An 18,694-nucleotide genomic window follows, 5' to 3' on the forward strand; every position below is an offset into this window, starting at 1 on the left:
TTTGCCGACACGTTTTGCGATAAACGAAAACGTGTCGCGCACGATGTCTTCCCGTGAAATAGCCAATGTCACGGGTAAGCGTCACGACAACGTAAAACGCGACATTGTTGCGATGCTCAAGGAGCTGAAAGTCGATGCCCTCAGCTTTGAGGACATCTATCTCGACGGACGTAATCGCGAACAACTCCAGTATCTACTTGATCGCGAATACACCGACTGCCTTTTGACGGGTTACAGCGCCCCCATGCGCATGAAGGTGGTTCGCCGCTGGCATGAACTTGAAGGTCAGGGCGCGGCGCGCCAATCTGTCATCGCCAATGGAACAAAGGTTATCGGCGAGCTCGCCATCCTTGAATGCTTCACACGCCTGCTTAAGCCTGCGCCGTCCAGCCAAGTGATGATGCTGAATCAGATCGCCGTTAATAACGGCCTCGACCCTAAGTTTCTACCCGGCTACGCCATCGACGCAGCGCCTGACGCCATCGGTGGCAGCTCAATGCCCACCAAGTCCGCTACGGCACTCCTGAAAGATAACGACATCCGCGTATCACCTGCGACCTTCAATAAGGCGCTAGGTGCCGCTGGCTTCCTGAAAGTCATGCAGCGCAAGAACTCCAAGCAGGAAATGATCGATTTCTGGTCGATTACCGACAAAGGCCTGCGCTTCGGTAAGAACCTAACCAGCCCCCAATCCCCTCGCGAGACACAGCCTCATTGGTACGTGGATCGCTTTCTTGAGTTGGCCGGGCTGATCGGCAAAGGACACAAATGATGGCTCGTTCCAGAAATATTAAACCGGGATTCTTCTCGAACGAGCACCTTGCCGAGGTCGATTTTGCAACGCGCCTACTGTTCATTGGCTTGTGGACCGAGGCTGATCGCGAAGGGCGCCTCGAGGATCGTCCTCGCCGCCTTAAGATGGCTTTGTTTCCTGCTGACAATTTAGATATCGATTCGATGCTCTTCAGTCTCCACGATCTGGGGTTCATCGACCGCTACAGCGTTGATGGCGCCAATTACATCCAGATAGTGAATTGGGCCAAACACCAGAATCCTCACCTCAAGGAAACTAAGAGCACCATCCCTGAAAGGTCAGAGATAGAGCCTTGCCCGGTAAAGGAAGGTGCTAGCACCATGCAAGCACCAGACGAGAACAGTTCTATCCCGGCTGATTCCCTCTCTCTTGATTCCCTCTCTTCTGATTCCGGATTCCTGATTCCCTCTTCCGGGATTCAAGATCAAAAACCCTTGCCAGTCGCTAAAGCTCCGGCGGCGTCAAACGTCAAAGTGCTCAAGCCAAAAGCCGAGAAGCACAAGACCGACGCACAGCTCGCCAACGCTGCGACGTGGAACGCTTACTCGAACGCCTACTACGACCGCTACGGTGCCGAGCCTGTACGCAACGCCAAGGTGAATGGCCAGGTCGCTCAGCTGGTATCCCGCCTTGGAGCAGCTGAGGCGCCACACGTTGCCGCGTTCTACGTCGCAATCAACGATTCGTTCTACCTGCGCAGCTCCCATGAGTTTGGCTTGCTGGTCGCCAGAGCTGAAGGCATTCGCACTCAGTGGGTCACTGGCCGCCAAGTCAACTCAGTGACCGCCCGCCAGATGGAAAACACCCAGGCGAATATGAGCGCGGCCGAAGAAGCCAAGGCGATGATCATGAGCGGGGGTACGCAGAATGCTTTCCTCCGCCGATAAGCTGGGTCTCGTCGACGCCTTGTGCGCTACAGCCGAATCTATGGGCTCAACACTGAGCGCCACCGCTGCCGCCATGATGGCTAATGACCTTGAGCAATTCACTGTCAACGACCTGATCGACGCCTTGCAATCCTGTCGCCGTGAAGTAGCCGGGCGACTGACGCTGGCCGCAATCATCCAGCGTGCAGCCGCAGCCGACGGCCGTCCCGGAAAGGATGAAGCATGGGCCATTGCCATGATGACCAACGATGAATACGAGACGGTAGTACTCACAGACGAGATACAGCTCGCTCTGGCGGCCGCTAAACCGGTTTTAGACGCTGGCGACAAGATCGGTGCGCGTATGGCGTTTATCAGCGCATACGAGCGTCTGGTGAGCCAAGCGAGGGAAGACCACAAGAACGTCAACTGGCACGTTTCCGTTGGTTTCGACGCTAATCGCCGTGTCGAGGCGATCACCAAAGCGGTGCAGATGCAGCGCATTCCACAGGAGCGCGGGCAAATCTATCTGGCCGACTTGCGTGTTTCGCCAGTCACCGAAGATGGCCGCGCCCTCGCTGGCTTGATCACTGGCGACGTCACCCGCCCAAGCCCTGACGTCCGCGCAAAGCTCAAAGCCGTGAAGGACAGCATGGCAGTGATGCGCGCCGCCACCGCCGAGCGAAAAATCGAACTCAAGATCGTAGCCGCCAATGATTTGGCTGACCGCCGCGCACTGATGATTCGCCAGGCCGCAGATTTGCAAGCCGAGAGGGCTCCGCAATGACCAGCATCAGAAAGCTCAAGGCGCTGATCGTCGAGCTGCGGGAGGACGCGCAGGTCGCGGCTGACTGCGAATACAACTACGCAAATTTGGACGCAGCCGCTGACGCACTAGGCGAGTTCATCACCCTGATCGAAAACCCTCCGGGCACTTCCGAGCTTGCGCTCCTGCGGATAGGTTATGCCCGCGCTGTTAGTGAGCGCGACACGCTGCGAGCCGAAATCAAATCCCTGCGTGAAGGTGCCAAATCATGACCGCCGCCCAACTAAAAACCGTCACCGAACTCTCGGACACCGGCTTCGTCATCACTCGTCACACAGGAGACATGGTTCGCATGAAAAAGGGAGCAGACGAACGCCTTGTGCGGACAGATGGCAGCCAGAGAAGGGCGGGGAGCGGGGTATGAACAACAAAGCCCTCAAGCGTTTCGCCAAAACCTGCTGGCTGCTCAACGTAGTCGTGGCGGCATTCATTTTCCCGGTGGGCGCCTGTGTGCTGCTCGCTCGCGTAATTTTCGGCGGTGGCCAATGAGTGAATCCAAAATGCGCGAAGAGTTTGAAGCTTGGTCGGCAAATCATGAGTATCTCGACGGCGTCGAAATCGACAGGGCGGTCAGTGGGAATTACTCGGACGTTGATCTGCATCATGCATGGGAAGCATGGCAAGCATCCCGCGAATCTCTGGTGATTGAGCTGCCAGAGATTTGGGACTTTGGTCCTAGTGAGGGATACGAGCATGCGACCCTTATTGAGTGCTTAAAATCTCAAGGCCTGAAGGTGTCGAAATGAGCGATTACTCGAAGCTTAAGGAATTGGCTGCGGCAACTGAGGGTTGGCAGAAGCTTTTCGACTGCTGGCCGGAACAGTCAGAAGACGGCGACCTTGATGTGAATTGGTTCGTCGGAAGCGTCAATGAAGATGGAGAGAAGTATCCAGTTCTCGAAGTGAATACTGATCAGTACGACGCCCCTGAAGGTGCCGGAAGATTGGCTCGCTTCTACGCCGCCGCCAATCCAGCGGTAGTGCTGGGGCTGATTGCTGAACTAACCCAGCTCAAGGCTGAGTGCGAAGGGTTGCGTCGGAAGGTCAGGATTCAGCAGCGGCTGAATGAGTCTGCAGAGTCAATCCGCAAGGATGCTGGTGGCCAGTCATGAGCAAGCCAGCCAAGCCTCGCCCAATGCCTGTGTATCTGGTACTGCGCCGCCTCGTTGATCCAGTCACCGGAAAGGACGTAGCAGCATTCGTTCCGTCCTCCGATGCAGATCGATCGATCCTTCGTGAGCGCGATTTCAAAATCAACACGAAGATCCGCGCCGATCTCAAGCAGCCGCGCAACCCGCGATTCAACGGGCTTGTGCACGGACTTGGCAAAGTCCTCTCGCAGAATATCGACCGGTTCGCTGGAAAGCTCTCGCACGACGCCATCAAGGCTTTGCAGCTTGAGTCTGGCGTCTACTGCGACGAAGAGGCGTTCGACATCCCGGGCCTCGGTCAGCTGACCCGCAAAACCCCGCGAAGCCTGTCCTACGACTCGATGGGCGAAGAGTTATTCCAAGACTTCTGGCGCCAGTGCTGCGCGTATCTGGTGCTGCATGACTGGCCGACGCTCACCGAGGAAAGGCTGACTGAAATGGCTGAGTTCGAATCGTTTAAGGAGGCTGCGTAATGATCATTCAGGCCCTATTCCGTCTCCTGCTCAGCCTCATCGTCCTCGCTGAATGCGCTTATCAGATGCCAGTTACACCGAGTGAGTGCGGGATGGGGTGGTTATGAATAACAAAATATTCCTAGTGGTCATTTGCGTCCTGGTGATCTCCCTGCTTTGGAGCTCTAGCGCAAGCTGGAATCAACCCGAGGGAAGAGGCTGGCTCGTTTTGGTCTGTAATCGCAATCGCCCAGGCAATGGCGCTCGTTGGCTGGCTTTGGGGGAATAACTCGTGAAAGGCGCAACCCGCACCAAAGCCGAAAAACACTTCCATGACCAGCTCGCGTCAATCGGCTGCATCGCCTGCCGCGCCGACGGCAACCGGAACATGGTCGTCAGCATCCACCACATGGACGGCCGCACAAAGCCGGGCGCCCACAGTAAGGCCTTACCGCTCTGCGCCGGACATCATCAAGACGGCACCGGCATGCCGGGTCTGATCGCCGTACACCCATGGAAGCGTCGCTTCGAAGCGAAGTACGGAGCGCAATCAGCGTTGCTTGAGGACTGCATTGAAATTCTGGCCGATCAGGAGTCGTTCGCATGATCTGGACACGCACATCACCTAACTGCCTCACCTCTGACCAAGGCTACCTCGTCAGCAAATACGCAATGGAGAAAGCCCCGCACTACGTCGCGCGGTACCGGGACCGGATCATCTTTTCGACGCCGGACGTGGAAAAGGCCAAGGCGGCATGTGAGCGGGATTTGTTGGGGGTGGCGGCGTGAAGACATTTCTCATCGCCATAATTTGTCCGGCTCCGTTTTTCGGCCTGCTGATTGTCGGAGTTCCGCACGGGGCATCTCTGCAATGTCGCCTCATTTACGTAACGCTTCTGCTTGCTGCTTTCCTCATAAGCGGCCCGATAGAGCGCTTCATGTTGAGGAGATTTGCATGAGCGACCCAATCAGCCACTTCCAGTTCGCAATCATCGTCGCAGCATTCCTGTGTTTCGTCATGGAGCGGCCAAAGCGATGGTAGCCATCAAGGTTCCGACCGAGCACGAAGAGCAAAAGAGCCTGATTCGCTGGTTCTCCCTCCAATACCCAAAGATCGGCAACCGTCTGGTAGCAGTGCCCAATGGCGGGCAGCGCAACGTGATTGTGGCGTCGAAATTAAAAGCGGAAGGGGTTAGGGCCGGCTTTCCAGATTTGATGCTGTTGATGCCGCGTGGCGAGTTCATGGGGCTGATGATCGAGATGAAACGCGTCAAGGGCGGATCGCTACAGGCTGAACAGGCGGAATGGCTCGACTGGCTGAACAAGCAGGGCTACATGGCAGTTATTTGCAAGGGCGCTCAGGCAGCGCAAGACACCATCAAATCGTATTTGAGGGCTGACAGATGACTTATCGCAACGTGGTATCCGCAGTAGTTCGGGCGTTGGCGGCAGAGACGATGACAAGTGCAGGTGGCGACTTCGAGCCAAAGATTCAATGCGCGAAACAGAAGGGCGCCATTGTCGGGAAAGAAGCGGCACTGCTGAATGACTGCATTGTGAATAAGTTGCTCCACGCAGGCCTATCACCTCGCCAATGGAATGCCCTGGTAGCGAAGTACAGCACCCACAAGGCCAACAAGCTCGGCTGCACCGCCAAGTTGATCGCGATCATCTCCACGACAGCGCCCCACCTATTCCTTCGCAAAGCCGTGACCGCATGGGCTATCCCGCAGATCAAGGGTATCAAGATGGTGCCTCGCAAGATCATTGAGCCGGAAGTGCGCCTAGATGCAGAGCGGTGGCGGGTGACTGCGAATATCCAAGCCGCCAAGCGCGCCGCCGAAAAGGAACTCCAGAAGTGTAATTCCCGGTCGAGTGACATGGTTGTACTGGCCGACTCCAACTACGACATGGCGACATGGGATAATCAGGGGCTAACAGAGCGGACTTATCGGCGCTGGAATCAAGGGATTAGGGCTGCACTGGAAAACCTTGTTAACGAGGCTTTGGTGGAGGCACAATTGATTCTTGAGCTGGCCGGCATACTTGGGGAGGAAGCGGCGTGAAGACCATTAGTTATGTAAGTGTCACCACGGACCTTGACGGCAATGTCGTGGAGCCTCTTACGACCAAAACAATGGATATTCCAGACAGCATAAAATTCGAAGAGAATGGCGAGGCTGAAATAAATGACCTGCTGGTTTTCATGGATTCCCCGAGAAAGGCTGTCATTGGTCACAGCCCCGGACCCTGGGTCATCGATCATCAGCCGTACTGTATCAGTGTCGAAAGCGAGAGATTTATCCTGTCGGAGCAGTATTTGCCCGAGGAAGACGACGAGGACAGTGCAGAGCAAGTAGCTAATGCCTACCTCATGGCGGCAGCTCCCGACTTACTTGAGGCTGCAACTTTGGCTCTTCGTGAGATGCGCAATACGACCTCTCCCGCAGCGTCATTTATGGCTGCTGTCGATGCGCTGGATGCAGCTATCGCCAAGGTAAAGCACAACAGGCCCTAAATAGACCTTGCATTCAATGTCCACATGTCCGTATATTTACCCATCCTGTTGTATCCGCGCTTGCAGGTAGCACAGGAACAAAATCCCAGCCAAGTGTTGGGATTTTTGCTATGTAGGTGAATGCGTAGGCTGATACGCGGAAAAGCCAGTCCGAAAATACAACATACTTGCAAATAGAACACCGAAGGGCCGATTCGTCGGAAGCTGAAATATCGTGTTGATGCAAGGATTGTGGCCGAAATGTTTCAAGCCGGAGATCAGCGCCGGCCACCCGCACCCAATTCAGAGGCTGCTCATGAAAGCCAGTGATGCGCAGGCATGGGAATTCGAACTTCCACTAACTGACCGCAGCAAGGTCCAGTGCCCAAAGTGCGAGTCGTACAGTAGCCTTTACGCATGGCGCGTATTTGGAGATAGCGAGGCGATGTTTTGCCCCGCATGCGCCCACGTCCACTTCCGCGCGTCTCCCGGCTTGAGACCGCTAAAAGTCAGAAACTAGTTAGCCCCTAAATTTTAAGGCCCGGCCACTGCGTCGGGTTTTTTGCGTCCGTAATTTACAAAAGACCCCCAAGCCTCTTACTTCGGTAATGCGCAAATCGGGGGCGCCTTTTTAGCCTCGACAGGCTTTGCCCGCTCGTAACGGGCAACTTTTTCGTGGGTGGCAGTCACCCTTTTTTATCAATGGTCCAATCCCAAGAGGTCCGGGCATGGAGTTTCTAAGTTTCCTGCGCGATAAGTCCTCTTTGCTGATTGCGGGCCTCATTGGGGCCGTCATTGCAAGCTGGTGGCACAAAGATGATTTGACCAGCGTGCAAGCCTGGGTCGTCTTCTTGCTGACGGGATGTGCCTGCTCCCTGTACCTGACAGGGATTGTTAGCTCCCACCTTGGAATTACCGAGCCCAGCAACGTTGCCGGTGTCGGCTTCCTGCTAGGCACCTTCGGCGGCTCACTCATGGCTGCTATCAACCGCGCCATTAAAGCCGCTGACCTCTGGGCGCTCATACGCTCCAAGTTCGGAGGGGGCACACCATGAACCTCGAATTCTTCAGCTCAGTCGTTATTGCGATCATTTCTGCATGGGCCGTCTGGTGTTGTTTAAGCCGCAAGGTGAATGACGGCATAGCTGGAAAGCTGATCTACGCCGTGATCGCGGTATCGGGCTACGCCATCGTCACTCGCACCGAAACCATGTTCTTCAGTCCGTCTGTAGCGGGCGTCACCTTTCACGCGGGGCTGGCCATGGCAGGGTTACGGCATTACTTCCTAGTGAATCACTGGGTGAAGGTCAAGGCTTGGATGTGCAGATATTTGCACTGTGAGAGCTGCGCCAATCAAGTGGGCGACAAGGAGTTGAAGTGACAAATGAAATTCCTGAAATTCTTCATCGCACGGATTGCGAAATATCTTACCGAGGTGTCTGCAATGTCTGATGAACCGATTCCTACTGATAGCGCACTGACCGAGCTGACCGTTAACGAGCTGACCGCATCTTTGGTTGCTGCGCCTTTGGTCGAGCCTGCATTTGTGGTTGTTCTCGTTCCTGAAACCATCTTCGCGAAACTCGAAACCATTCTCGGCGCGCTCGGTCATGAACTGCCGGTGTTCTTCTACGAGGCCGTGGCGCTCGCGAAGAAGGCGTTGTAAGCCGAATGGGCTGATTAATCGGCTTACTGAATGAATGGAGGGTGCATGACGACCATTGCTTACAAAGATGGCGTAGTTGCCTATGACTCCCGGTCAACTGCTCGTGAAAAGATCGTTTCAGATGACGCCGAGAAGTGCATTGAAGAGTGGGGCGTCAAGTTCATCCTTAGCGGCTGCGCCTCCGATTTTCCGGCGTTAATGGATGCATATTTCGGTTCAGAGCCGAGGGGCAACGGCATTGCAGGCTTCGCCATTGATGGCGGCGCACTTTGGTTGATTGGTATTAGTGAAGATGACGGATTCTGGAAAGAGCGCCTGAGGCTTGATCAGTCGTGCGCCATCGGTAGTGGTGCAGATCACGCAATCACTGCGATGGATATGGGCGCATCTGCTGCCGAAGCGGTTGAGATGGCGAAGAAACGGGATATCTATTCTGGCGGGCTGGTTCGGACGCTGATCGTTGCTGCTGAATAGCGACACACAACAACCAAACATGCGAGGCACCAAGTCTCAAAGGATTCCCCATGGCGCTGACAGCAAAACAGCAGCGCTTTGTTGATGAATACCTGAAAGACTTGAATGCCACGCAAGCAGCTATCCGTGCGGGTTACAGCAAGAAAACGGCAAACGTTATCGCTGCGCAGAACTTATCAAAACTTAACATTCAGTCCGAAATCGCAGATCGCATGAATGTTAGGGGGCAGAAAGCATCGATCACTCAAACAATGGTGCTTGAGCGTCTATGGATGATTGCCACTGCCAACCCTAACGAACTGATCGAACACAGGCGCATCTGTTGTCGTCATTGCTTCGGCGCAGGTCACTCCTATCAGTGGAAAACTAAAGAAGAGTTCGAGCGTGAATCTGTGCTCATGGCTGCCAAGGGCATACCACCTCAGACAGACGACGGCGGCTTTGGCTACGACGCCACGGTACTGCCGCACCCGAAGTGCCCGAATTGCCACGGCGAGGGCCTTGGTCGTATCCATGCTCGGGATTCCCGCACAGTCAGTCCCGCTGCATTAGCTCTATATGCTGGCGTGAAGCAGACGAAAGACGGCGGCTTCGAAGTAAAGATGCATGACCAGTTAGCCGCGCTCGACAAGGTGGCCAAGCACCTAGGTATGTTTTCGGACAAGGCCAGTTCGCCACTCGACGACGAAATCAAGAAGCTTGAGATTGAAAGGCGCCGCGCCGAACTGAAACTGATAGAAAAGGGCGGAGGGAACTCTAACGCCCAGCTTCTAGCTGATCTTATTGCAGGGTTGCCATCGTGAAAGCCACCGGGAACCTGATGCTTGATCGCCAGCTTTCGCGCTGGTACCCGCTAAAGGATCACCCGGTACAGCTCGCATTGGTCGCCGCCGTGTCAGAAGGTATCCGCTTTCCGTTGGTGCCCGCCGGTCGTCGGAGCGGAAAGACTGAACGATTTAAGCGCTTCGTGGTGAAGCAGGCGTTTGCCTATCCGGGCATGTACTTCGCCGCCGCCCCAACGCACGCGCAGGCGAAGAAGATATTTTGGGACGACCTGAAGCTGTTCACGCTTTGCTGTATGCACAGTCGCAGGCCTTCCGAGTCTGACCTGATTATCTACTTGGATAACGGCAGCGAGATTCACGTCATTGGCCTGGACAAGCCGCAGCGTATTGAGGGCATCCCGTGGACTGGCGGCGGCATCGATGAGTTTGCCGACATCAAGCCGGACGCATGGGAGTCGAATATTCTCCCGGCGCTGAACACCGTTAACCCGACCATGCCCGATTACCGCGCTTGGTGCTGGCTGCTCGGCGTTCCTGACGGCCTGAACCACTACTATGACCTATGCATGCAGGCTGAGTCCGGCACCGACCCGAACTTCAGGGTGTTTCATTGGAAGTCTGCGGAGATCCTGCCGCCCGACGTGATCGACGCCATGAAGCTGGCGATGTCTGCAAAGCAGTTCAAGCAAGAATTTGAAGCCTCGTTCGAGACGGCATCTGGCCGTATTTACGAGGACTACAGCAAAAACAATCACACCAATGCCCGCATAGAGCCGCATGAGCAGCTTCTGTGGATGCATGATCAGAACTACACGCCGCTGTCCTCTGCCGTCGGAGTGCGACGTGACAACTCGCTGTATCTGCTCGATGAAATTGTGCTGACTAGCGCGGTATCAAAACAGTCGGCAATCGAATTTGTGGACAAGTTCAAGGATCACACGAACAAACACGTGATGATTTATGGCGACCCCGCCGGGCAGGCTGGCGAGATACATGGGCACGCATCCGACTACACCGATATCGAAGGCGTGCTGCGGGCAAACGGTTGGACCTATGTCCGCAACGTAAAACCTGCCCACCCAGCTATCAAGGATCGACAGAACGCAGTCCGCACAAAGATTCGTACCGTTGACGGAGACATAAGTTTGTTCGTCAATCCAGCTACTGCGAAGTGGTGCGACAAGGGTCTATCAACCGTCCAGCTACAGCTAGGGTCAACCTTTCAGGAAGACCAGAAAAATAAGTACCAGCACATAACCACCGCAATCGGCTACTGCGTCGACGTGCTGTGGCCAAGCATCAAGCGCACATCCACCATATCGAGCCTGAGCCTATAGCATGCAAAAACTCAATGAGCCGTCGCAAGCGGTCAAGGACATGCAGGGCGGATGGGCCAAGATTGATGCGCTTTGCGGCGGCACTGATGCTATGCGCGCGGCCGGCGAACTGTATTTACCTCGGTTCAAGTCTGAAAACCCTGCCGATTACGACTACCGCCTGAAAACGTCAACCCTGTTCAATGCTCTTGAGCACACGATAGAGAATTTAGCGTCCAAGCCGTTTGCTGAGCCGATCAAACATAAAGATATTGGCGCTACAGCCGAAGTCTGGATGGATAACATTGATCTGTCCGAGCGCAACCTGCACGTATTCGCTGGTGAATTGCTCACGGCTGGCATCAAGTATGGGCTGACGCACATTCTGGCTGATTACAGTCGGGCCGGTAGCGCCAAAACTCTTGCCGACGAGCGCGCACTAGGGTTGCGCCCTTACGCAGTTCACATCCTGCCAACCAGCATACTTGGATGGAAGAGCAGCAAAATTGGCGGTGTCGAGCGCCTGACACAACTGCGGATTCGAGAAGCAGTAAAGGTTGATGACGGACCTTTTGGCACCAAAGACGTAACGCAAGTTCGCGTTCTCGAGATAGGCAAGTGGTCTACCTACCGGGAAAACGAAAAGTCAGAATGGGTTATTTTTGAGTTTGGCCAGGTCATGCTTAATGCGCAGACCCCGCTCGACTTCATTCCCCTTGTAACCTTCTATACAAAGCGCACAGGCTTCATGACCGCTGCGCCACCATTGCGTAACCTTGCCGACCTAAATATCGAGCATTGGCAGTCGTATAGCGACCAGACAACCATTTTGCATGTCGCGAGGGTTCCTATCCTTGCCCGGATCGGCGTCATAAATAACGGCGATACACCTGCTCCGATAAGCATTGGAGCGAGCTCGCTCATTGATTTGCCGGCGAACGCAGATCTTAAGTTTGTCGAGCATAGCGGTGAAGCTGCAGGTGCCGGTCGAGAATCGATCAGAGACATAGAGGAGCGCATGCGCTTTCTCGGCGCCGAGCTGCTTATCCCAACGGCCGGCAACGTGACAGCCACCCAAGCCGCGCTGGATTCATCAAGTCAGCAATGCCAGCTATCCGCTATGGCTCAAGGACTAGAAAACGCGCTGGATAAGACCGTTCACATCATGCAGCGCTGGGCCGGGCTGGCAGAGACCGGGACGATTGACGTATTTGATGACTTTGTTGCTTCAGCCATAACCGGTCAAACCGAAAGCGTTCTTTTGGCTGCTGCACAGGCCGGGCTTATTTCTCGCGAAACGTTCTTCAATGAGATGGTGAGGCGTAGTGCGATCACCCCCGATCTTAGCTGGGAAACCGAAATAGAGCGGCCGCCCAACAAGCCGCTGCCGCCAGACGTAGCACCCACCAACATAAACATTTCAGGCAGCTAGCCGCGACGGCTAACTGCTTCTTTTCTGTGGGCGTGATGCCCGCGCAATAAATCCGAGAGGGATTACCGATGGCGCTTGATCTGATTGTCGATTCGCTGGATGCATTGCCGGAAGCATTGCGCACTCTGTACGTTGCCGACGGCGCAAAATTCAAGCTGGACGTTTCCGGCCTTGAAGATACCAGCGGCTTGAAAAGCGCACTTGAAAAAGAGCGCAAGTCTGCCCGCGAGAGCGAAGCGCAATCGAAGGCATGGAAGTCGCTAGGCAAAACCACGGAAGAGATTCAAGCCCTTATCGAGGCTCAGGCAAAATCCGAAGAAGACAGCGCCATCAAGGCTGGGGAATTCGACAAACTTCGCAAACTGGACCTTGAAAAGTCCCAGGCAGAACTAACTCGGCGTGATACCGAGAAAGCCTCCATGCAGAAGACGCTCGAAAGCCATCTTATCGACGCCGCTGCCATCTCCGCGATAGCTCAGCACAAGGGCTCTCCAGAGCTGCTGCTGCCGCACGTCAAGTCGGTCACGCAGGTCATCAACGATAACGGCCAGTACAAAACCGTGATCGTCGACAAAGATGGCGCTCCACGTGTGAACGCCACGGGCCATCCTCTCAGCATTCAAGAGTTCGTTAGCGAGATGCGCAACGATTCGATTTACGGCCGTGCCTTCGAGGCTACCGGCGTTAACGGCAGCGGGAAGCAGTCAGATAGCAACAGTAACGGCAGCGTGACTTCCGTCGCGTCCACCGACAAAACGGCCATTGGTGCCAACCTCGAAGGCATTGCCAGCGGGACCATCAAAGTCGTTTAACCAATCCCATAAAGCCTAAAGCCGCTCACGTCAGCGGCTTTTTTTTTGGCTAAAATTTATAAAGGGCATCTCCCATGTCAAACGTATTAACGCAGGTCGCAACGCCGCTTTTGGCTCAAGGCCTGGTAGCGCTGCGCTCCATGAACGTCATGCCTCGCCTGGTCAACTCTGACTATCAGGGCGCGGCGCAAGAAAAGAACTCAGTCATCAACGTTCCAGTTCCGTCCGCCATCACGGTGCAGCAAGTTGTTCCTGGCGCCACTCCACCCGTGACTGCCGACATGTCGCCGACCAGCGTGCCGATCACCCTGGATCAGTGGTTCGAAGCACCGTTCTACATCACCGACCAAGAAGCCATGAACGTGATGAAGGGCACTGTGCCGATGCAGGCAACCGAAGCCATCAAGTCGATTGCCAACAACGTCAACGCCTATATCCTCAATCTGGGCACCAGCTTTTTCAGCATGTCTGGCACGCCGGGCACTACTCCGTTCGCGTCGGATACCACGGCCGCATCGGTGGCGCGCAAGCTGCTGAACAAGCAATTGGCGCCTACCGGCGACCGTCGCATCGTTCTGGACATGGATTCCGAAGGCAACGCCATCATCCTGCCGATGTTCCAGCAGGCACAAATGGCCGGTAACAACACCACGCTGGTTGAGGGTGTGATTGGCCGCAAGGTCGGTTTTGATTGGTACGCTGATCAGCAAGTGCCGACATTCGTGTCTACCCCGCTGACTGTTGGCGCCTGTACTGCCAACGGCGTCAATAACGCTGGCTCCAAGCTTGTATCGATCGCTAAGGCGACGAACGCAAGCCCGCTGGTAAAAGGCGACATCATTAGCTTTGCGGGTAGCGCTCAGACCTACGTCGTAACTGCTGCCAATACCCTGTCGGTCGGCAACACTAACGTATCCATCTACCCCGGCCTCGTACTGGCAACTGCCGGTGGCGAAACCGTGACGCTGAAAGCAAGCCATGTGCTGAACCTGGCATTCCACCGTGACGCGATTGCCTTCGCTACTCGCCCACTACAAGAAGTTATCCACCCGGCCGTGATCAGCGTTTCTCAGGTCGACCCGGTGTCTGGCCTGTCGCTGCGCCTGGAGATCACTCGCCAGCACAAGCAAACGCGCTACTCGTTCGACATCCTCTACGGCGGCGCTTGCGTACGTCCGGAGCTGGGCACTCGGATCGCGGGCTAATCGGCACTTGGCTGGCGGCTTGATACTGAGCCGCTCGCTATTTTGTGGAGAATCACATGCAAATCATTTCTACAGACGTGCTCGACACCGTGCTGATTGTCGACGACTCGACAGAAAGCGGCACGCGACTGATCAATGCTTGCGACCTTGCGGTTAGCGACAAGGTGGTCGAAGAGATTGCCAAGGGCGGCAAACGTACAAAAAAAGTTACCGAGGTGGCCGCTCCAGCATTGCCAGCGACAGAAATAGCACCTGAGCCAGTGCCGGTAGACGCCGTTCAGGCAGATCCGACTCCAGCATTGCCAGCGACAGAGGCCTAATTATGCCGATTGGAACTCCGACTGCCAGCGCGCTTGAGACGGTGATAAATGCCGCGACAGCCGCCGTAACCGGTCAAGCATTTCAGGCTCGTCCTCTTAACCGTGCTTTTCAGGCATTTGTCACCGGTACCGGCTCAGTAACTGCGACGGTGATCATCGAGGTGGGCATGGACGGCCTCAACTGGGCGACACGAGCCACCATCAGCATCAGTGGCGCAGCTGGAACCAACGCCGCCAGCGGTGTTTATGTGGATACGCTTTCGCCATTCCCTTACGTACGCGGCTCGCTGACTGCGATCACTGGCACGAACGCGGCATGCACCTTGCTGATGGCCGGAAACGCTGGTGGATGAGCCAAATAAATCGAAAGGAGAGCACGCGAAATGCTTACCGATACCCAGCTCTCCGATGCCAGGCGCTATGCGGGCTACCCATTTCGGGGTGATCTGACGCTGGGCGATGGTCTTGACCTAGCTCACGGCTGGGTTTCTCCAATCATCTGGCAGACACTCCAGCATCGCTTAACCACGTTGCGGCCGGAAGAAGAAGTCCGAATCATTACCTTTCTGACTACGCTGGCAGGATTGGAAACTGATGTCACGGGCTCAAGTTCTAACCTGGACACGGATCAGGCAGCAGTCTGGACGCATAACAAAAACGAAGTTAACGACCGAATGAGTCTTTATCGGCTATGGCGTCGTGAGCTGTGCGCGTTTATTGGCGTTCCGCCTGGTCCAGGCCTTGGCGGCTCAGGCAGCACAACTATCTCTCGGTGCTGACATGGACGGAACAAAGCTCCAGGCCAAGATTTACAAAGGTTACGGGCAGGCAGCCAAGCGTATCGGTTTCGACTACCAGCAATTTCGCGCTACTAGCGCCAACAATCCGCTGCTGACAACCGCTATTCAAACGCTGTCTGCTTCGTTTACCACCAATTTTACTTACAGCGCCCCGAACAAATACGGTCAAGCCACATGGCTGGCTCTTTTTGATGCAACGCGGTGCGCGCCGGGCGACATTCTGACCGGGCAGGGCGGGACATTCTTCATTGCCGCCATGCAGTCAACGCTGCCGATCTACTGCGTGCAGACGAACCGGACTATCTCGGTCTTGCGCGTCAGCATGGATTCCGGTGTTGGCCTTGGCGGCTACGGCGGTGATACGCCAGCCACGGAAGTTCCATTGATGACGGGATGGCCTGCCAGCGTGCTCCAGGGCACGAAAGGCGAGGCAAACCCGACCAATCTACCGGGCGATGTGCGCACGCCATGGTGGGCGATCCTGATGCCTGCCTGGCCGGGCATCGTCTTGCGCACCAGTGACATCATTCTTGATGAAATTGGCCGCAAGTACGTTATTTCGAGCGCCGAGCTTACGGATATGGGATGGCGGTGCACGGCTATGCAGGCACAGGTGTGATATGGCCGACCTATCAGATGTACTGAATCAGCTCGCCGCCCGGGTAGCAACAATCGTTTACCCGAACGGCATTGGGCAGCCAAGCGTCAGCAGCATCCCGACCAAGATTTACCCTGGATGGCCCGTGGCGAACGAGCTTGAAGCCGATCTGAAAGCAGGGAAGGTTCACGTCAGCGTTTACCCAAGAGGCCCAGACCGGAAATCCACGCGCCACCTCGGTCGGTCATGGGTTCCGATCATAGCGCCCATGCACACTGTCACGCTGACAGTCGTCGGCGCGGTCGTGACGCTCTCGGGCACCGTCAGCGCGCAGAACCTGCTGATCAACCTGAACGGCATCAGCTACATCTACACCATGCTGCTCACGGACACGCTCACGACTGCCGCTACCGGACTTGCCTCTCTGATCCCTGGCGCTTCCAGCTCTGGACCTGTCGTCACACTTACTGGTGCGCACAGCGTCTTTGCGCGAGTCGGCGGAATAGGCACCTCGATCAAGGAAACCAAGCGGCAGGAGCAGCAGTTCCAGATCACGGTCTGGGCGCCGACTCCGTCTACTCGGGACGCCACGGCCAAGCAGATCGATTCAATCCTGTCCGACGCCACCAACATGGCATTGCCCGACGGATCTGCCGGGATCATCCGCTACGCACAGACGCTTCAGACGGATCAGCTTGAAAAGGCCGGGCTCTACCGCCGGGATTTGATCTACACCGTCGACTACGCAACAGTCCAGACACAAACCATCGCCGAGGTTATTGCTCCGGTGCTGAACATTGAAAACGCCCAGACCGGGCTTCCTGCATCAACCAGCAACCCTTGAGGCCCGATATGGACAACGACGTTACCGATACTCCGCTCGCGCCAGCCGCAACGGTTGCAGCGGCGAAAGCCACTCCTTCTGCTCCATCGCTCGCGCTGACCGTCAAATTTGCCTTTGCTGACTACCAGCAAGGCCAGCGAATCACCGATGCGACTGAAGTTGCTGCGGTGCTTTCCGGTGAAAACGCTGCAAACGTACTGAAAACCGCCGCCTAAAAGCGAAAACACACACAAAAGAAACCGCCCTTAGTGGCGGTTTTTTCATTTGGAGGAAGCCATGCCCATTTATCAGGCCGGCGCTTTGAATACGGCGGCGTTAACCGCCCCTGATCTGTACATCCAGGTTGTGCCGCCAAAGACCCGCTACATCAACGGCGTGGCGACTGACATTCTCGGCATCGTTGGTATCGCCTCATGGGGTGCAGTCAACAGCCCCATGCTTATCGGCTCGCCCGGTGATGCTGCGCTGAAGATCGGTGCGCAACAGGTCCGCAAGTACGACCTTGCCACCGCTGTCGCCGTGTCAATCGGTCTCGGCGCATCGAACATCCGCGCCGTACGCGTGACTGATGGCACCGATACCGCCGCAACGTCCACGCTGAAGGATACGGCAGCTGCCATCGGTGCAACCCTGACCGCCTTCTACACAGGCACGCTGGGCAACTCGCTTAGCGCGGTCTTGTCTGCGGGCACAGCTAACTCAAGTTGGAAGCTGGTCGTTTCACTGCCAGGCGTGTCGCCAGAAGTATTCGATAACATCACCGGCACCGCTGGCGCGCTATGGGCGAACATCGTCAATGCCGTGAACAACGGTCAATCTGGCATTCGTGGCGCATCTCAGTTGGTGGTCGCCACCGTTGGCGCGTCAGTATTGGCGCCGGTTGCACTGACCCAGACCGTCGCATTCACTGCCGGTACTGATGGCACTACCACGCTAACGGATGCTGTTCTTGTCGGCGTTGATGGTTCCGGCGCTACTCGTAAGGGCATGTACTCGCTGCGTGGTACCGGCGCCCAGGTTGTGAACATCGTTGACGTGACTGATTCGACGCAATGGCCCGCAATGCTGACTTATGGTCTGTCTGAGGGGTGCTACGTAATCACTCAAGGCCCAGCCGGTGCATCCTACGCGACGGTGTCGGCCAGCCTGAACACTGCAGGCTGCGACAGCTACGCGCTCAAGGTTATGGTTGGCGACTGGGTTTATTGGTACGACCAAGTGAACGGCCAGCAGCGCATGCTTTGTCCGTCCACGTTCTCGGCGGCCAAAATCGCCGCACTGGCGCCCCAGCAGTCACCGCTCAACAAGCCGCTAAGCACCGCGGTGACCACGCAGCGAAATCTCGCGCAGCAACCTTACAGCTTGGCCGAGATTGGCGCGATCAACACTGCTCGATTGGACGTGATCACAAACCCATGTCCAGGCGGCAGCTACTTCGGGCATCGCTCAGGCCTGAACTGCGCAAGCAATCCGACGGTAAACGGTGACAACTACACCCGCATGACGAACTTCCTATCGCTGACTCTAGCGGCTTCGTTCGGCTACGTAGTGGGCCAGTTGCAAACACTGGACCTGCGCCGCTCCACCAAGTCGACCATTTCAAGCTTCCTCCAGATTTTAGTTGATCAAGGGATGATCGGAGACCCGAACGGCGGCCCTGCGTTCTCGGTTCAGATCGACGCCACCAACAACCCAGACTCCCGCGTTGCCCTCGGCTACATGCAGGCAGACGTGCAGGTTAAGTACCTCTCCGTAGTCCGCTACTTCCTGATTAATTTGGAAGCTGGGCAGTCAGTCACCGTTGTCGTATCTGCCGCCCCCCGATAAGGCGCTGAAC

The 18,694-nt window shown here is 55.9% G+C and carries 30 protein-coding genes; all 30 read left to right on the plus strand.

Annotation, left to right across the window (positions count from 1 at the left end):
- Positions 1 to 43: 43 nt before the first annotated feature.
- The 30 genes from RGW60_RS05120 to RGW60_RS05265 all read left to right on the plus strand — a co-directional run bounded on the left by RGW60_RS05120 (position 44) and on the right by RGW60_RS05265 (position 18,684).
- A complete protein-coding gene (locus RGW60_RS05120) occupies positions 44 to 772 on the plus strand; it encodes a Rha family transcriptional regulator (protein WP_322206848.1) in 729 nt (242 codons plus the stop codon).
- Positions 772 to 1,701 (plus strand): hypothetical protein, encoded by a 930-nt coding sequence (locus tag RGW60_RS05125; RefSeq protein WP_322202746.1) that lies wholly within the window; start codon positions 772 to 774, stop codon positions 1,699 to 1,701. The genes RGW60_RS05120 and RGW60_RS05125 overlap by 1 nt, the downstream gene beginning before the upstream one ends.
- Positions 1,682 to 2,467, plus strand: a complete 786-nt coding sequence (locus RGW60_RS05130; RefSeq protein ID WP_322202748.1) for a hypothetical protein — start codon at positions 1,682 to 1,684, stop codon at positions 2,465 to 2,467. The genes RGW60_RS05125 and RGW60_RS05130 overlap by 20 nt, the downstream gene beginning before the upstream one ends.
- Positions 2,464 to 2,718: a hypothetical protein gene (locus RGW60_RS05135; protein ID WP_322202749.1), complete on the plus strand. Its 255-nt coding sequence runs from the start codon at positions 2,464 to 2,466 to the stop codon at positions 2,716 to 2,718. Before RGW60_RS05130 ends, RGW60_RS05135 begins: the two co-directional genes overlap by 4 nt.
- Complete coding sequence (locus RGW60_RS05140) at positions 2,715 to 2,870, plus strand: hypothetical protein (protein WP_322202750.1); 156 nt, start codon at positions 2,715 to 2,717, stop codon at positions 2,868 to 2,870. Before RGW60_RS05135 ends, RGW60_RS05140 begins: the two co-directional genes overlap by 4 nt.
- Positions 2,867 to 2,995, plus strand: a complete 129-nt coding sequence (locus RGW60_RS05145) for a hypothetical protein (RefSeq protein WP_322202752.1) — start codon at positions 2,867 to 2,869, stop codon at positions 2,993 to 2,995. The genes RGW60_RS05140 and RGW60_RS05145 overlap by 4 nt, the downstream gene beginning before the upstream one ends.
- On the plus strand, positions 2,992 to 3,252 hold the full coding sequence (locus tag RGW60_RS05150) for a hypothetical protein (protein ID WP_322202753.1): 261 nt from the start codon (positions 2,992 to 2,994) through the stop codon (positions 3,250 to 3,252). Before RGW60_RS05145 ends, RGW60_RS05150 begins: the two co-directional genes overlap by 4 nt.
- Positions 3,249 to 3,617 carry a hypothetical protein gene (locus RGW60_RS05155; protein ID WP_322202755.1) on the plus strand — a complete coding sequence of 123 codons (369 nt, stop codon included), beginning with the start codon at positions 3,249 to 3,251 and terminating at the stop codon, positions 3,615 to 3,617. Before RGW60_RS05150 ends, RGW60_RS05155 begins: the two co-directional genes overlap by 4 nt.
- Positions 3,614 to 4,129: a hypothetical protein gene (locus RGW60_RS05160; protein WP_322202756.1), complete on the plus strand. Its 516-nt coding sequence runs from the start codon at positions 3,614 to 3,616 to the stop codon at positions 4,127 to 4,129. Before RGW60_RS05155 ends, RGW60_RS05160 begins: the two co-directional genes overlap by 4 nt.
- A 271-nt stretch (positions 4,130 to 4,400) precedes the next feature.
- Positions 4,401 to 4,715, plus strand: coding sequence for a Ref family recombination enhancement nuclease (locus tag RGW60_RS05165; RefSeq protein WP_322202757.1), 315 nt, complete (start codon positions 4,401 to 4,403; stop codon positions 4,713 to 4,715).
- Positions 4,712 to 4,897 carry a hypothetical protein gene (locus tag RGW60_RS05170; RefSeq protein WP_322202758.1) on the plus strand — a complete coding sequence of 62 codons (186 nt, stop codon included), beginning with the start codon at positions 4,712 to 4,714 and terminating at the stop codon, positions 4,895 to 4,897. The genes RGW60_RS05165 and RGW60_RS05170 overlap by 4 nt, the downstream gene beginning before the upstream one ends.
- Before the next feature lie 246 nt (positions 4,898 to 5,143).
- Entirely contained in the window at positions 5,144 to 5,515 is a 372-nt protein-coding gene (locus tag RGW60_RS05175; protein WP_322202760.1) for a VRR-NUC domain-containing protein, read from the plus strand.
- Positions 5,512 to 6,174 (plus strand): hypothetical protein, encoded by a 663-nt coding sequence (locus RGW60_RS05180; RefSeq protein WP_322202762.1) that lies wholly within the window; start codon positions 5,512 to 5,514, stop codon positions 6,172 to 6,174. The genes RGW60_RS05175 and RGW60_RS05180 overlap by 4 nt, the downstream gene beginning before the upstream one ends.
- Positions 6,171 to 6,626 (plus strand): hypothetical protein, encoded by a 456-nt coding sequence (locus RGW60_RS05185; protein ID WP_322202764.1) that lies wholly within the window; start codon positions 6,171 to 6,173, stop codon positions 6,624 to 6,626. Before RGW60_RS05180 ends, RGW60_RS05185 begins: the two co-directional genes overlap by 4 nt.
- A 707-nt stretch (positions 6,627 to 7,333) precedes the next feature.
- The gene (locus RGW60_RS05190; RefSeq protein WP_322202766.1) at positions 7,334 to 7,660 is read left to right on the plus strand and encodes an MFS transporter; all 327 of its coding nucleotides are present in this window, start codon (positions 7,334 to 7,336) and stop codon (positions 7,658 to 7,660) included.
- Positions 7,657 to 7,986, plus strand: a complete 330-nt coding sequence (locus RGW60_RS05195; RefSeq protein WP_322202768.1) for a hypothetical protein — start codon at positions 7,657 to 7,659, stop codon at positions 7,984 to 7,986. The genes RGW60_RS05190 and RGW60_RS05195 overlap by 4 nt, the downstream gene beginning before the upstream one ends.
- A gap of 3 nt (positions 7,987 to 7,989) precedes the next feature.
- Positions 7,990 to 8,271: a hypothetical protein gene (locus RGW60_RS05200; RefSeq protein WP_322202770.1), complete on the plus strand. Its 282-nt coding sequence runs from the start codon at positions 7,990 to 7,992 to the stop codon at positions 8,269 to 8,271.
- A gap of 45 nt (positions 8,272 to 8,316) precedes the next feature.
- A complete protein-coding gene (locus RGW60_RS05205) occupies positions 8,317 to 8,745 on the plus strand; it encodes a proteasome subunit beta (protein ID WP_322202772.1) in 429 nt (142 codons plus the stop codon).
- A 50-nt stretch (positions 8,746 to 8,795) separates the two neighbouring features.
- Entirely contained in the window at positions 8,796 to 9,548 is a 753-nt protein-coding gene (locus RGW60_RS05210; RefSeq protein WP_322202773.1) for a terminase small subunit, read from the plus strand.
- Positions 9,545 to 10,867, plus strand: a complete 1,323-nt coding sequence (locus RGW60_RS05215) for a terminase large subunit domain-containing protein (RefSeq protein WP_322202775.1) — start codon at positions 9,545 to 9,547, stop codon at positions 10,865 to 10,867. The genes RGW60_RS05210 and RGW60_RS05215 overlap by 4 nt, the downstream gene beginning before the upstream one ends.
- 1 nt (position 10,868) lies before the next feature.
- Positions 10,869 to 12,278: a DUF4055 domain-containing protein gene (locus RGW60_RS05220; protein WP_322202777.1), complete on the plus strand. Its 1,410-nt coding sequence runs from the start codon at positions 10,869 to 10,871 to the stop codon at positions 12,276 to 12,278.
- A gap of 68 nt (positions 12,279 to 12,346) precedes the next feature.
- Complete coding sequence (locus RGW60_RS05225) at positions 12,347 to 13,090, plus strand: hypothetical protein (protein WP_322202779.1); 744 nt, start codon at positions 12,347 to 12,349, stop codon at positions 13,088 to 13,090.
- Positions 13,091 to 13,164: 74 nt separating this feature from the next.
- Positions 13,165 to 14,295: a P22 phage major capsid protein family protein gene (locus RGW60_RS05230; protein WP_322202781.1), complete on the plus strand. Its 1,131-nt coding sequence runs from the start codon at positions 13,165 to 13,167 to the stop codon at positions 14,293 to 14,295.
- A 56-nt stretch (positions 14,296 to 14,351) separates the two neighbouring features.
- Positions 14,352 to 14,615, plus strand: coding sequence for a hypothetical protein (locus tag RGW60_RS05235; protein WP_322202783.1), 264 nt, complete (start codon positions 14,352 to 14,354; stop codon positions 14,613 to 14,615).
- Between the two features lie 2 nt (positions 14,616 to 14,617).
- Positions 14,618 to 14,968 (plus strand): hypothetical protein, encoded by a 351-nt coding sequence (locus RGW60_RS05240; protein WP_322202785.1) that lies wholly within the window; start codon positions 14,618 to 14,620, stop codon positions 14,966 to 14,968.
- A 30-nt stretch (positions 14,969 to 14,998) separates the two neighbouring features.
- Positions 14,999 to 15,394, plus strand: a complete 396-nt coding sequence (locus RGW60_RS05245; protein WP_322202787.1) for a hypothetical protein — start codon at positions 14,999 to 15,001, stop codon at positions 15,392 to 15,394.
- Between the two features lies 1 nt (position 15,395).
- Positions 15,396 to 16,034: a hypothetical protein gene (locus RGW60_RS05250; RefSeq protein WP_322202789.1), complete on the plus strand. Its 639-nt coding sequence runs from the start codon at positions 15,396 to 15,398 to the stop codon at positions 16,032 to 16,034.
- A gap of 1 nt (position 16,035) precedes the next feature.
- Positions 16,036 to 16,857 (plus strand): hypothetical protein, encoded by an 822-nt coding sequence (locus RGW60_RS05255; RefSeq protein ID WP_322202791.1) that lies wholly within the window; start codon positions 16,036 to 16,038, stop codon positions 16,855 to 16,857.
- 8 nt (positions 16,858 to 16,865) lie between these two features.
- Entirely contained in the window at positions 16,866 to 17,072 is a 207-nt protein-coding gene (locus RGW60_RS05260; protein WP_322202793.1) for a hypothetical protein, read from the plus strand.
- A gap of 61 nt (positions 17,073 to 17,133) precedes the next feature.
- Entirely contained in the window at positions 17,134 to 18,684 is a 1,551-nt protein-coding gene (locus RGW60_RS05265) for a phage tail protein (RefSeq protein WP_322202795.1), read from the plus strand.
- Positions 18,685 to 18,694 lie beyond the last annotated feature (10 nt).

This window comes from Pseudomonas sp. AB6 (assembly GCF_034314105.1).
Taxonomy (GTDB): domain Bacteria; phylum Pseudomonadota; class Gammaproteobacteria; order Pseudomonadales; family Pseudomonadaceae; genus Aquipseudomonas.